13 protein-coding genes are annotated in these 14,144 nt (G+C 46.4%); 12 read left to right on the top strand and 1 reads right to left on the bottom strand.

Annotation, left to right across the window (positions count from 1 at the left end; translation table 11 throughout):
- Positions 1-11 precede the first annotated feature (11 nt).
- The 8 genes from BBA02S_RS07205 to BBA02S_RS07175 all read left to right on the top strand — a co-directional run bounded on the left by BBA02S_RS07205 (position 12) and on the right by BBA02S_RS07175 (position 7,283).
- Positions 12-563: a hypothetical protein gene (locus BBA02S_RS07205; protein ID WP_041113770.1), complete on the top strand. Its 552-nt coding sequence runs from the start codon at positions 12-14 to the stop codon at positions 561-563.
- 44 nt (positions 564-607) lie between these two features.
- On the top strand, positions 608-2,017 hold the full coding sequence (locus BBA02S_RS07200; protein ID WP_041113769.1) for an MBL fold metallo-hydrolase: 1,410 nt from the start codon (positions 608-610) through the stop codon (positions 2,015-2,017).
- A gap of 89 nt (positions 2,018-2,106) precedes the next feature.
- On the top strand, positions 2,107-3,162 hold the full coding sequence (locus tag BBA02S_RS07195; RefSeq protein WP_041095231.1) for a PAS domain-containing sensor histidine kinase: 1,056 nt from the start codon (positions 2,107-2,109) through the stop codon (positions 3,160-3,162).
- The gene (locus tag BBA02S_RS07190) at positions 3,140-3,775 is read left to right on the top strand and encodes a response regulator (protein ID WP_041095229.1); all 636 of its coding nucleotides are present in this window, start codon (positions 3,140-3,142) and stop codon (positions 3,773-3,775) included. The genes BBA02S_RS07195 and BBA02S_RS07190 overlap by 23 nt, the downstream gene beginning before the upstream one ends.
- Positions 3,776-4,036: 261 nt before the next feature.
- Positions 4,037-5,374 (top strand): cytochrome ubiquinol oxidase subunit I, encoded by a 1,338-nt coding sequence (locus BBA02S_RS07185; protein WP_041095227.1) that lies wholly within the window; start codon positions 4,037-4,039, stop codon positions 5,372-5,374.
- Positions 5,364-6,377, top strand: coding sequence for a cytochrome d ubiquinol oxidase subunit II (locus BBA02S_RS07180; protein ID WP_041095225.1), 1,014 nt, complete (start codon positions 5,364-5,366; stop codon positions 6,375-6,377). The genes BBA02S_RS07185 and BBA02S_RS07180 overlap by 11 nt, the downstream gene beginning before the upstream one ends.
- 13 nt (positions 6,378-6,390) lie before the next feature.
- Positions 6,391-6,489, top strand: coding sequence for a cytochrome bd oxidase small subunit CydS family protein (gene cydS, locus BBA02S_RS21695; protein ID WP_412674649.1), 99 nt, complete (start codon positions 6,391-6,393; stop codon positions 6,487-6,489).
- A 17-nt stretch (positions 6,490-6,506) separates the two neighbouring features.
- Positions 6,507-7,283: a sulfite exporter TauE/SafE family protein gene (locus BBA02S_RS07175; protein WP_041095223.1), complete on the top strand. Its 777-nt coding sequence runs from the start codon at positions 6,507-6,509 to the stop codon at positions 7,281-7,283.
- A 55-nt stretch (positions 7,284-7,338) separates the two neighbouring features.
- Here BBA02S_RS07175 and speE read toward each other — a convergent pair whose 3' ends face one another.
- Positions 7,339-8,199, bottom strand: coding sequence for a polyamine aminopropyltransferase (gene speE / locus BBA02S_RS07170; RefSeq protein ID WP_041113768.1), 861 nt, complete (start codon positions 8,197-8,199; stop codon positions 7,339-7,341).
- Between the two features lie 372 nt (positions 8,200-8,571).
- Between speE and BBA02S_RS07165 the strand changes: the two genes are divergently transcribed.
- The 4 genes from BBA02S_RS07165 to BBA02S_RS07150 all read left to right on the top strand — a co-directional run bounded on the left by BBA02S_RS07165 (position 8,572) and on the right by BBA02S_RS07150 (position 13,954).
- On the top strand, positions 8,572-9,978 hold the full coding sequence (locus tag BBA02S_RS07165; RefSeq protein WP_041095219.1) for a purine-cytosine permease family protein: 1,407 nt from the start codon (positions 8,572-8,574) through the stop codon (positions 9,976-9,978).
- Between the two features lie 359 nt (positions 9,979-10,337).
- Positions 10,338-11,282 (top strand): lysozyme inhibitor LprI family protein, encoded by a 945-nt coding sequence (locus BBA02S_RS07160; RefSeq protein WP_052477311.1) that lies wholly within the window; start codon positions 10,338-10,340, stop codon positions 11,280-11,282.
- Between the two features lie 198 nt (positions 11,283-11,480).
- A complete protein-coding gene (locus BBA02S_RS07155) occupies positions 11,481-12,656 on the top strand; it encodes a polysaccharide deacetylase family protein (RefSeq protein WP_041095217.1) in 1,176 nt (391 codons plus the stop codon).
- A 116-nt stretch (positions 12,657-12,772) separates the two neighbouring features.
- Complete coding sequence (locus tag BBA02S_RS07150) at positions 12,773-13,954, top strand: M14 family zinc carboxypeptidase (protein ID WP_041095215.1); 1,182 nt, start codon at positions 12,773-12,775, stop codon at positions 13,952-13,954.
- Positions 13,955-14,144 lie beyond the last annotated feature (190 nt).

The following is a 14,144-nucleotide window of genomic DNA, read 5'->3' as shown; positions in this document are numbered from 1 at the left end:
AGTGGAGAGCAATGGCAGTCTCAATTTCAAAACAAGACTGGGTCGATGAATTAAACAAACCGGAAGTACAGGCTTCTCTGCAAAAGCTCATTGAGAAGCTGCCGGATTTAACGACGAAAATCGAGCAGGCAGACCATCTGCTCACCTTTGGCCAATCAGTTCTGGAAGATGAGCGCACGATGGAAAAGGTGAAAATGAAGGTTGACAGCATCAATATCGACATAAATACACTGGAAGCCGCTCTTCGTCTGCTGGAGAAATTGCCTTTACTATTGGAACTGATGGAAAAGCTGGAAACCGTTGTTCGTTTCGCGGAAAATGTGCTGGCTGATGAAAAATCGATCGCTTATTTACAAAACAGTGTCGAAGAGTATACAGAACCGCTTCGTGAAAAGGCGGAAAAAGGCCGGTCATTATGGGAAGAAGTGCAAGCGAAGGCAGAAGCGAATTCCCAGCATATCTCCATTTTTACTGTCTTGAAGTGGATGAAGGACCCATCCGTCCAGCGGATATTGTCTTATGTGCAGGCACTGATCGAAACCCTGCCTAAAAAATCTTCATAATAAAAAACTGAAAATCTAGACCATGAACAGGGAGAGTGACCAAGATGTTATTGCGTTATTTTTATGATGAAAAGCTGGCTCATGCTTCATATTTAATCGGCTGCCAAAAAACAGGGGAAGCGCTCGTCATTGACGCCTCCCGCAACATTGAACAATACGTGGAGACAGCGAAGAAAGAAGGCTTGCAGCTGACTGCTGCCGCAGAAACCCATATCCATGCGGACTTTGTCGCAGGGTCCCGGGAGATGGCGGACCGTTTCGGAGCCAAAATGTATGTATCTGATGAAGGAGACGAGAACTGGAAGTACCAAAATCTTGACAGCATCGACCATCAGCTTTTAAAAGACGGCGACACGTTTAAGATTGGGAATTTAACACTCGAAGTCATGCACACACCGGGACATACGCCGGAGAGCATTTCGTTTATTCTGACTGATAACGGCGGCGGTGCCGACCGTCCGATGGGCATTTTCACTGGTGACTTTGTGTTTGTCGGCGACGTCGGCCGTCCGGACTTATTGGAAAAAGCAGCCGGATATAGCGGAACGGCTCATGAGGGAGCGAAGCAAATGTTTGCTTCTATTCAACGCTTTAAAGAGCTTCCAGACTATTTGCAAGTATGGCCGGCTCATGGAGCGGGAAGTGCCTGCGGAAAAGCGTTAGGAGCGGTCCCTTCCTCAACGGTTGGCTATGAAAAGATGTTCAACTGGGCGATGGAATTTGATGATGAAGCTGCTTTTGTGGAAGCGCTGCTTGACGGCCAGCCTGAGCCGCCAAAGTATTTCGCCGTGATGAAGCATGTCAATAAGGTCGGTCCTGCGCTGCTGAAGGATACCCAAGTGCCTGTGAAAGCAACGGATGCCTCTGCTCTGCATGACTGGCTTTCACAAGGAATGGTGATTGACACACGTCCGGCCGCTCAATTTGCCGAGAAGCATATTGCCGGAACGATCAATATTCCGTTTAACCAATCGTTTACGAACTGGGCAGGATGGCTCGTTAACTATGAAGCTCCGCTTTATTTGCTGGTAGAGGACGGCCAGCTTCCAGACGTGCTGACAGCCCTTCGCTCCATCGGTATTGATCGCACAGCCGGTTACATGAGTGTCCAAGCTGCTGTAGAACAGTCCGCTGCATGGGAGGCCTATGAAAACGTCGACCCGGCTGACATACAGGACGCTGTAGAAAAAGGCGACATCGCCGTGCTGGATGTCCGCAGCCAAACCGAATGGGATGCCGGCCATATTCCGGGGGCCGTTCATATCATGCTTGGAACGCTTCCGGGCCGCCTCGAAGAAGTGCCGCAAGACAAGCCGCTTCTTGCTCAATGCGGATCAGGTGTGCGCTCAGCTATCGCTGCCAGCATTTTGCAGGCAAACGGATTTAAAAATGTTAAAAACCTGTCAGGCGGTTTTTCACGCTGGAAACAAGATGTACCGCAGCTAGTAAAATAAGAAAATAAAAAGAAACCGCCGGTGAGGACGTGAATCATCGGCGGTTTTTCGCTTACAATAGGGGAGAGAAAACGGAAAGGATCAGATCAATGGAACAGTATCCGGTAGACCAAAAATATTTGCATCAAATCTTTGAGCATATTCAAGATGGGATTATCGTGATGGATCAAAACCGTGAAATTTTGCTGATGAATCCTGCTGCCGGCCGTTTGACAGGCTGGATGGTCGGTGAGCATGTGCCGTTTTGTTCCTATTGCAAAGAGCGGAAAACGGCGGAAGGAGAGAACCGCTGCTATTTAATCGCGCGCAATGAAGTGCCTTATTTTCTATCGCAAATGCCGGTCTATCACGGCAAGAAGCTTGATGTTGAGATGAGCACCGCCTTGATTTACCAGGATCAGGAGCGCCAGGACAAAGAGTATTTGCTCGTGCTGCGCGATCAGACGCTCAGGCAAAAAGAAGAAGAGGTGCGGATCTCCAAAATGATGATTAAGCGCTTAATTGAAGCGCAGGAAAAAGAGCATAAACGCTTGGCCCATGAACTCCATGACGGGGTGAGCCAATCGCTGTACACCATTTCTGTGGCGCTGCAGGCCATCGAATCAACGATTACGGAGGATCAGCGGCTTCATGACTATGTCAATGAAGTACGGGCGGAGCTTCAGCGCGCCATGTCTGACATTAAAGCGTATTCGCATCAGCTTCGGCCGACGAGCCTTGACGGATTGGGACTTATTCCTGCTTTGGAAACATTGAGACAAACCGTTCAGGCAACTTCTGGTTTAGCGATTGATTTAAAAACGAATGTTAGCGGGCGGCTGCCTTCCGCCGTTGAAATTAACGTGTACCGCGTCATTCAGGAAGCCCTCCATAATGTGGTCAAGTATGCCGAGGCTCAAAACGTTTATTTGCTGATTATGAAAAAAGGAGAACGGCTCCTTATTGAAGTTCATGATGACGGCAAAGGATTTGAGTTGGAAAAAGCGAAGGGCGGGCTTGGATTAGAGCATATGCGCGAGAGGATTGAGCAGCTTAACGGCCACTTTTACATTGAATCGGCACCGGGCGAAGGCACCACCATTATAGCGAAGATGATTATAGATGAGAGCGGGGCAGAAATCGATGAAAGTCATGGTAGTAGATGATCACGATTTAATACGAAAAGGGATTATTTTGCTTTTGGAAAGCTATGCTGATATTGAAGTGGCTGCGGATGCCGGCGATGGGAATGAAGCGCTCGTCCTGGCCATGCAGACAGAGCCGGATGTCGTCTTAATGGATATCTCTATGCCTAACGGGCTGGACGGCTTTACCACTACAAAGCAGCTGATCCAGCAGCAGCCGAACATTAAAGTCGTGCTGTTGACGATGCATGATGAAGAGGCTTATATTCGTCAAGCGATCCAATCGGGAGCGCACGGTTATATTTTGAAGAAAAGCCAGGGAAGCGATTTATATGAAGCAATTTATCACGTCTATCATGGCCAGCGCTATTATCGGACGGATTTGAGCGAAGAGCAAATTGAGAAGATGATGAAGGAGAAAGAAAAGCCGGTTTCCCCCTTAACATTGAGGGAGCAAGAGGTGCTGCGGCTCACGGTGCTCGGTTACACGAACAAGGAAATTGCCGAGAAGCTGCATATTAGTGCGAAAACAGTGGAAAATCATAAATCCAATATTATGAACAAGCTGGATCTCAAGCAGAAGCATGAAATGATCCAATATGGCATTAAAAACTATTTTTCAGATATGCGTTAGCGGGTGTCCCAACGTTTTTTCTTGGGGCATCTTTTTATTTTGTCTGACAACCTTCATAAAGTAGTCAAAAACAAAATACGGATAGGGGGATGCCCCTATGTATTGGCATAGGCTTTCTTTCTATACTTAAAAAGAAAGGTGAGATCACAGCAGAAAGGAAGAGATACCATGAAGAAGAAAGAAACGGCTTATTTCTGGACAGCCATGATTGTGGCTCTTGGCAGTGCACTCAGCTTGGTAATGATCTAGGAGGGAGAAAGCATGCAATACGATGCCGTTTTATATAGCAGAATCTTAACCGAGATGACACTCGCATTCCATATCTTATTTGCTACGATTGGAGTGGGCGTGCCAGTATTTATTGCTCTTGCCCAATGGATGGGGCTGAAGCATAATGATCCTCATTACCTGCTTTTGGCCCGTCGCTGGACGCGGGGATTTACGATTACTGTTGCAGTCGGGGTTGTGACAGGAACAGCCATCGGGCTGCAGTTAAGCTTGCTTTGGCCTTCTTTTATGGAGCAGGCCGGACAGCTGATCGCTTTGCCGCTCTTTATGGAAACGTTCGCTTTTTTCTTTGAAGCGATTTTCCTCGGCATCTATTTATATACGTGGGACCGTTTTAAAAATCCGAAAACGCACTTGCTGCTGCTTATTCCTGTCGTGATTGGCTCTTCGTTGTCCGCCTTCTTCATTACGGCAGTGAACGCATTCATGAATACGCCGCAAGGATTTGAGATTGTGAACGGAACGATTATGAACATTGAGCCGCTGAAAGCGATGTTTAATCCAGCCGTTCCAACAAAAGTGGGCCACGTGCTCGTGTCCGCTTATATGACGTCGGCCTTTATCTTAGCGGCGCTCGCTGCGTATCATCTGCTTCGCGGCAGACAGCATGTGTATTATAAAAAAGCGCTGCGGATTACATTGATTCCGGCGTTGGTTTTTTCTATCGCTACAGCGCTTGTCGGTGATTTATCCGGAAAGTTCCTGGCAGAATACCAGCCGGAAAAGCTGGCTGCCGCTGAATGGCATTTTGAGACAGAGGGAGAAGCTCCCCTGCTGTTATTTGGAAAACTGGATGAAGAACAAAATGTCAGCGGAGCGATCAAAATTCCGTTCGCTTTAAGTATTTTGGCAGGGAATTTGCCAAGCACTGAGGTAATCGGATTGAACGAATTTCCAGCGGATGAACGTCCGCCGCTTTATGTTCACTATCTATTTGATGTGATGGTCACTCTAGGCATGCTGTTAATTGTCATCGCCTTGATTTATGCCGTCTTATCTAAATGGAAGCCAAAGAAAATGTACAATAAATGGCTGCTGCGGGCGGTGGTGCTGTCTGCACCGATGTCCTTGATTGCGATTGAAATCGGCTGGATTTTCGCGGAAGTCGGCCGTCAGCCATGGATTTTGCGCGGCTATCTGAAAACAGCTGAAGCAGCTACTGCTTCACCGCACGTCGGTACCATGCTTGTTGCCTTTGGCGCCTTGTATGTGCTTCTCGGCGTCGGAGCGGTCATTGTGCTCCGCAATATGTTTAAAAACAACCGGGCAGAAGATGAATTAGCGGCAAGGGGGGATTCATATGTCGCTTGAGTTGCTGGGCATTAGTGTATTATGGATCTTTTTGTTTGGCTATTTGATCGTCGGTTCGATCGACTTCGGTGCCGGATTTTTCAGCCTTTACAGCGATTGGACAGGGCAAAAGCACATCCTGCACAAAATGATTCAGCGCTATTTGTCCCCGGTGTGGGAAGTTACCAATGTGTTTCTTGTATTTTTCTTTGTCGGCATTGTCGGCTTTTTTCCGAAGACCGCCTATTACTTCGGTTCTGCCTTATTAGTGCCAGCCAGTATTTCGATTATCCTGCTGGCGATCCGCGGCTCCTACTACGCGTTTGGCACTTACGGCTCAAAGGAAAATAAGGTGTACAGCTTTATATACGGAATCACCGGCGTGTTAATCCCGGCTTCCTTAACGACTGTATTAACGATTTCCGAAGGCGGTTTTCTTGCCATTGATAAGAGCGGTGTTCATTTGAAGCTGAAAGAGCTGCTGACGAGTCCTTACTCTTGGAGTGTGGTTCTCGTTTCGCTCGTAAGCGTCCTCTTTATATCGGCAGCTTTTTTAACCTATTATGCGCGCCAGGCTGAGGACAACAAGGCGGAGCAACTCGTTCGCCGTTACACGCTTGGCTGGAGCATTCCTTCGGTGGCAGCGGGGGTTCTCGTCTTTTATGCGCTACGCTCGCATAATCCGGAGCATTTTGCCCGTATGGCTGATGTTTCTTGGATGTTTGTCGCATCACTCGTGTTTTTCATCGCGGCCATCACCTTGTTTTACAAGCAGCGGGCTTATGGAGTGGCTTTCTTCGCCGTTGTTATGCAGTATTTCACGGCCTTTCTAGCCTATGGGATTTCCCATTACCCGTACTTGCTTTATCCGGTGCTGACCATTTACGATGGATTTACCAATAAAACGATGGCTATTTACTTGGTCGTTGCTTTCATTGCCGGGCTGCTGCTGCTGATTCCGGCGCTGTATCTGCTGCTTAAATTGTTTTTATTTAATCGTAAATACGTGAAAGGAATGGAATAGGAGGGACTGGCACATGCATCACTTTCTTATTATGTATGCCCCTGTTCTCGTTGTCGCTGCTTCACTGGCGTGCGTTTTCGCCTGGGGGGCGAAGCAGAAAAAAATGGACTGAATACTGGAGTGGTATAGATGGATTTTCTTTATTGGCTCGTCATTTTTTTAATTGGCTTTATCGGATCTTTTATTTCGGGCATGGTCGGTATCGGCGGCTCGATTATTAAATATCCGATGCTGCTTTACATTCCGCCGCTCCTTGGATTTGCGGCTTTCAGCGCCCACGAAGTATCCGGAATCAGCGCGGTGCAGGTGTTTTTTGCCACGATCGCCGGCGTGTGGGCGTACCGAAAAAGTGAGTATTTGAATAAAAAGTTAATTATTTACATGGGCGGCGCTGTTTTGCTCGGCAGCTTCGTCGGCGGTTTTGGTTCCGAAGGGCTGTCAGAAGAAGTAATTAACGTGGTGTACGGCGTATTGGCCGCTTTAGCCGCCATCATGATGTTTGTGCCAAAGAAGAACCTTGATGACCGACCGATGAGTGAAGTTACATTTAATGGCTGGCTGGCAGCCGTACTTGCTTTCATCGTCGGAGTTGGGGCCGGTATTGTTGGGGCGGCCGGCGCTTTTCTGCTCGTGCCGATTATGCTGGTCGTCTTGAAAATTCCGACACGGATGACGATTGCCAGTTCTTTAGCCATCACCTTCATTTCTTCGATCGGTTCAACGGCCGGGAAGCTGATGACGGGCCAGGTGCTGTTTGTGCCGGCGGTTATTATGATTATTGCCAGCATAATTGCCTCTCCTCTTGGCGCTAAAGTTGGACAGAAGATGAATACAAAAGTTTTGCAATGGCTGCTTGCTATTTTAATTGCTGCCACAGCGATTAAAATTTGGCTTGATATTTTATAAGTTTCTCCTTAAAAAGACCGGATGCCGTCAGCTTAGCTGGCGGCATCCGGTCTTTTTATTTCTTATCGGTTGCCATAAATTCGGGCAAAGCAAAACTGGCGTGCAATATCTCTTCGTTGAAATATTTCGTCGTTTTTTCATAGTCCGGCTGAATAAAGGCTTGATATTTTTTAGAAGCGAGGGTAAAGCTCCACAGCCCGCCCGGATAGGTTGGAACCACGGCTGTATATTGCTTCACATGCCCGAACAGCCTGTTGAGAGAATGGTAGGTGTTGTCCATGGTTTCTCTATAGAAAAACGGCGATTCACTTTGGCAAACCATCAGGCCGTCGTCTTTTAACGCCTCAAACACGTTTTTATAAAAATCAAATTCAAATAGTTCAGTGGCAGGTCCGACCGGGTCTGACGAGTCCACGATAATGATGTCAAATTCATTCTTATGCTCTTTCATATACTGAATGCCGTCGGCGAACAGATAATGAACGCGCTGGTCATCGAGTCCGGCTGAGACGCCTGTTAAATGCTCTTTGCTTGCCCGGACAACGAGCTCATCAATTTCACAGAAATAAAGCTCTTCCACGTGTTTGTACTTGATCACTTCTCTTGCTGCGCCGCAATCGCCGCCCCCGATAATTAATACTTTTTTCGGGTGCGGATGGATATGCAAAGGAACGTGTGCAATCATTTCATTGTAAATATAGCCGTCTTTCTCAGTCGACTGCACAACCCCGTCCAGCACGAGCATTCTGCCGAAATCATAAGTGTCGAGAACCATAATGTGCTGGAAAGGAGACTGGGCTGTGAAAATGATTTCTTTGATCCGATAACTTACTTTCAAGTTATCGCGATCATCCTCCACGAGCCACAGTTCTCCATCAATATTTTTTATGTATTGGCTTACTTTTTCCTCATTCATGGTAATACCCCCTTATAACTTTTCGTTTCTACCGCCCATCTTATACAATCCGTTTCTTGATGTCTATGCTTTTCCGGGCTTTTCCAAGGGAGCCGTCGCTTGCAAAGATGAAAAATATCAAAAATGAAAGATAGATTGCAATTTTGCAAGAAAAGAGGGAGAAAACACCTGCTGGAACTCACCAGAAAAGCAGGAGAAAAGGACGATAGACCCTATAATCGCTAGGAATGAAAAAACTGTCGAAAATATTTTTTATTTATTTAGAAAATTTGAGGAATTGGTCTGATACTTGCTTATATAAAAGCAACTCTTAAAACGAAGAGGGAAGGGGATTAATTTATTTCCCATTAAGAGAATGAGGAGGAGTGTTAGATGGTAGAAAGATTGCCAATGGCAGATCAGGAAGAACTTAGCAGAGAAGAAAAAAAGGATGATTTTTCACTGGAGAAAGTGCCGATGGAAGGACGGACGATGGGCTGGATGAGCATTACCAATGTCACACTGGGAGTGGCAACAGCCATGCTCTTTATCCAAATGGGCAGCTTGATGGCTATCTCTTTCGGTGCTGTAAATGCGTTGCTGGCTGAAATTTATGCCACTATTGTTGCAGGCGTAGTAGGAATGGGCATTTGCTTTTATGCCGCTAAGTCCGGCTTGAATGTTAACTTAATGGCCCGGGGCGGCGGATTCGGTTATTTTGGCGCTTCGATTACTTCGTTGATTTATGCCCTGAATTTTATTATGTATTGCGCAATCGAAGGATCGATTATGGCCGCTGCCGTTCATGAATACATTTCCTTTGTGCCGATTTGGGGTTTAATGGTGTTCTTTGGCTTAATTGTTATTCCGCTCAACTGGTTCGGTATTCGCCAGCTCGACAAATTGCAGAAATGGTCGCTGCCGTTGTTTGTTCTGTTGCTGGGCTCGGGATTTTTTATCGTCTGGAAAAATTCTTCGTTCGAAGGAAACATTTGGACGTATCTTCCTGAAGGAGGAGAGGTCGGGGGAGCATCCCTGCTGGCTTGTATTGGTATCATGAACGGGCTTGTTGGAATTATGGCTTTGCTTGTTTCCGACTATGCGCGCTTCATCAAAAAAGAAGAATTTAAGATCGGCGTGTTTGCCGTTGGCTTTTTGCCGCAGCTCATTTGTTTTTTTGTTATGGGTGTCATCGGAATTTGGTTTGGCGTTCAATTGGGTGAAGAGAATCCAGGCGTTTACTTTGTGCAGATTCTTGGGATCGGCGGTGCTCTATTTACCATTTTAACGCAGCTTCGGATTAATATTACGAATTTATACAGCAGTTCACTGTCGCTCGCGAACTTTTTTGAAAACGTTTTTAAATTCAAGCCGGGCCGAAATTTCTGGGTCGTCTTTACAGCGGTGGCTGCTATCGTGTTAATGCTTGGGGGCGTGCTGGATCACTTAGGGAGCTTGCTGACTTTCCAGGGAGTCTTCCTGCTGGCTTGGGCAGCGGTGCTGCTATGCGATGCGTTCGTTGTGAAGCGGATATTGAAAATTGGCCCTAATTATTTTGAACACCGGCAAGAATACTTGTACGCCTGGAATCCGGTCGGTGTGGTTTCGCTGATTGTCTCGTGTGTGATCGGTTCTCTTGCTGCCTTCGGGTATATGGGCATCTTCCTGCAAAATGTCGCTGCCTTCTTTGCGGCTATTATCGCATTCGTTCTGACTATTGTGCTGGCTGTTGCGACGAAGGGCAAGTACTACAGCAAAAAAACTGCTGACGACATTACAACGGATGAATACATTGCTTAACCATTCAAAAGCCGTCTCCTGCAGTGGAGGCAACTGACAAGTAAATTCGTCAAAAAAACTGTCCGGCCGTGAACAGCCGGACAGTTTTTCTTTTTGCGGAAAGGTTTATGCACGCAACGTCTGCTTTTATGCACGCAATTCCAGGTTTTATGCACGCAACCGCAGACTTTATGCGTGCAACCCGCACTGTTATCCTCGCAGCCGGGCTGTTTATTCACAAACAGCCATTCTTTTCTAAATGACCTAGTAAAGAACATCCTCCACAGATAAAATATGTTAAATTTCCCGTGATGCTCTGTACGGTAATGGCGGAGCGTGGTACTTTATACTTAACTATTACATTATTTTAGGAGGAATTTATGAAAAAGGCAGCAGCTGTGTTGGCGGTAATGGTGTTATCCGGGTGCAACAGCGGTACATATGACAAGGCGATGGAACAAGGAAAGCTGGCATTGGCCGATGGAGAATTTGATAAGGCCCAGGCGTCCTTTGAGCTGGCCTTGGATGAAAAGCCAAAGGATGGGGAGGCAAAACGGCTATACGAGAATGTCAGTGATTACAATGAGGTGAAAAAAGATATCGAGGAAGCCGACTGGGAAGATGCTCTCACGAAAGCTAAAAGTCTGCTGAAAGAAGAGGACTTGGCAGCCAATATGAAGGAAGCGCTGGAGGAGTATGTGAAAACCGCAAGTGACAATGAGAAGCAGTCGGATGCTGTAGCGAAAAAGCTGGAGGAAATACAGCAGACAATTGGGGCTGGCGATTACGGTGATGCCCAAAAGTCGATTAACGAATTAAAGCAGGATCAAGAGATGGAGGCAGTTTTGGCCCGTTTTTCTGAAGAGGTCAATAAGATTGAGACGTCCATCAATGAGCGGATACAGCAGCAAAAAGCAGCAGAGACTGTGGCAGAAAAAGAGAGAGAGCTTGCGGCGTCCTCTGTCAGTAAGAAGGATAAATATCTCCAAAAGCTTTATACCATCGAAACAGAAGTGACTGATTTGTACTATGCGTCAGAGAATGGCACAACAGCGGAAATGAAGGAAGCCGCTGCTGCTATGTACAAAAAGTGGGATGATGCTTTAAATGAAATTTACGGCGTCTTGAAGGTGCAGCTTTCATCGGGTGAAATGAGCCAATTACGGGAGAAGCAGCGCCAATGGATCAAGTATAGAGACCGGACGGCTAAAGCTGAATCGGAAGCCTACGCAGGCGGGTCATTTGAAACCGTCCAGTATGTCCGCACGCAGGCTGATCTGACCAGAGAAAGATGCTATGAACTGATTAATATTTACATGCAGTAGCTGACTATTTTAATGATTTACAGGAAAGATTTTCATGTTATTCTTTTTATTAGTATTTTAATGTGTTACCATAGTATGGTTATGAATTTAATAAAATGTAACTATACTAGAGAAAAGAGTGGGGTTTTTTTGAGGATCTTGCAGACTAAATTCATGCTAATCATTAGTTTGTCTTTGGTGTTGATGAGCAGTCTTTTCATGGAAAAAGCAGAAGCGGCTTACTCTTCCAAGTGGGTAACAGCTAAGAAGCAAGTGACCGCTTATGACTTAGTAGATGGGAATCCGCTGGCGGTAGGCACGCTCCTGCCCAAGCAGTTTTATGAAGTGCTAAAAGAGGACAGCTCTTATTATTATATTTCGTTTGGAAACGGAACGGCTTTTGTTAAGAAAAGCCCGGCCGTTTTGCTGGCAAGCAAAGTACAAAAGCAGCCGCCGGCTAAGGCAGCAAGCAATACGAATGTAACTGTCATTACCAATTCAGAAGCTGTTGTGTATGACAGAATAGATAAAAAGAAAAAAGGCATCGCTATCATTAAAGGCAATATCCGTTACCCGGTCGTCAGGAAATCGGGGGATTGGTATATGATTAACTTCGCCGGCCAAATGGGCTATGTGCATAAGAATAAAGTGAAAGAGGACTTGGGCATTCCGGTATTAATGTATCATCATATGGTGGAAAAGCCTGAGGAAACGCCATTTGTGAACAATTCCATGGTGATTAAAGTGGAGGAGTTCGAGAAGCAAATGGATTACCTGAAACAAAATGGCTGGCGGACTATTCTATTAGAAGAGCTGGAAAACTATTTAAACCATAATCAAAACTTGCCTGGAAAAGTAGCAGTTGTGACATTTGACGATAATTATTTATCCACACAAAAATATGCGTATCCTATTTTAAAGAGAAATAACCAAAAGGCGGTTGTTTTCGTTATTGGCGGCAAGGTCAAAGCTTATTCCCAGCCGTGGGACCCAATGACATTACAGTATATGGGGCATAAAGAAATCAGCGAAACCGAGGGTGTGTTGAACTTCCAGCACCATACACATGGCATGCATTTAAGAGAAAGGGATACACAAATTCCATACCTAGTCTCGAAAACAGCAGCCGAAATTGAAGCCGATTTAGTGAAGGGACGCGAATATATTGGCCGAGCTATGAAGGACCCGTCTTCTATTCAGTATCTCGCTTATCCATGGGGACAATATGCTCCCCACACCATTGAAGGGGCCAAAGCAGCGGGCATCCGCATGGCGTTCACAACAGAGACAGGCAATGTAAAGTTCGGAGACGATCTGTACACTTTAAAAAGACAAGGCATCAGCCCGAATCATACATTAGATGACTTTATTAATAAAATTGAAGGTACGTATTAATAAGAAGGGCGGACTCTCCAGCGTTTAAAAGCGGGAGGGTCCGCCCTTTAGTCATAGCTTCTATTTTTTTCACATAGGATGAAGAAAACGATTTTTGCGGGAGGCTGTGAAGCAGTATGAAGGTTCAGGTAAGAAAAGGAGACACGCTTTGGGGATATAGCCAGCTGTTTCATATTCCGCTGGTTCTTATTATGGATTCAAATCCGCACGTTGACGAGAAGCAGCTAAAGCCCGGACAGGCCATTCATATTCCCGGCTTTACAGTGGATCGGCATACTGTGCAAAGGGGAGACACCGTGTGGCAGCTCGCTGCGTCCTGGGGTGTCAATGCTGGTACTTTATTGCTTTTAAATCCGCACATCGATCCCCACCAGCTGCCGGTTGGGCAGACGCTGCTTATTCCGTCCAGAGTAACAACATGTATAGTGAGCGGTAAAAAACGCTATGATTTTCAGCAGATGAGAAAGGATATGCACCAGCTACTCGCCATTTATCCATTTATGAGGCGGCGGGAGGCTGGCCGAAGTGTGCTGGGCTTGCCGCTTTATGATATACGGATTGGCAGAGGGGAGCGAAAAGTACAGATAAATGCCGCTTTTCATGCCAATGAGTGGATTACGACACCTGTGCTTATGAAGTTTTTAAATGAATATTTGCTTTCGCTGACGAATTATCCTGTCATGAGAGGCGTGCAGACTCTTCCTTTATATATGAATACCCAGCTATCAGCTGTGCCGATGGTCGATCCGGATGGAGTCAATCTTGTTCTTAACGGTCCGCCCCCTGAGAGGGAGAAGGAAGTGGTGGCGATCAATAAGGGGAGCTATGATTTCTCCGGATGGAAGGCGAATATTCGCGGAGTAGATTTGAATAAGCAGTTTCCGGCCAATTGGGAGTTTGAATCAACCAGGAAGCCGACCCTTCCTTCTTCGCGAGACTTTCCGGGTTACGCGCCATTATCAGAACCGGAAACGAGGGCCATGGCGGATTTAGTACGGAAGGAACGTTTTGAGAGGCTGCTGGCCTTGCACACACAAGGCAAAGAATTTTATTGGGGATATGAAGGGTTGGAGCCGCCTGACTCTGAAAAGCTGGCCCAACAGTTTTCCAGAGTCAGCGGCTATAAAGCTGTCCGTTATGTAGACAGTCATTCTGGTTATAAAGACTGGTTTATTCAGGAGTTCCGGAAGCCAGGCTTCACCATTGAACTGGGGGAGGGACAAAATCCTCTGCCGCTGTCACAGTTCGACGAAATATATGAGGCTGCATCCAAGCTGCTTATTCATTCGTTAATATAAGCCTGAAGATACCGCTGGCTGCACAAGAAGGCGGACGGGGAGGGTGATTTCCATTCCAGGCGCTGCGCTTTCCGCAGCACCATTCAGTCTGCAGGCAGCACTTGATTTTTCTTTTATTCTGGCTTATAGAAGGCGTTTTTCATCATAAAATGCTGTAAAAGGGGTTCGGAATGATCTTATTCCGAACCCC

The sequence above is a fragment of the Bacillus badius NBRC 15713 genome, assembly GCF_001591605.1.
GTDB lineage: Bacteria > Bacillota > Bacilli > Bacillales > Domibacillaceae > Pseudobacillus > Pseudobacillus badius.
Note: the sequence above shows the minus strand (reverse complement) of the source record. Positions and strands in the feature narration are given on the sequence as shown.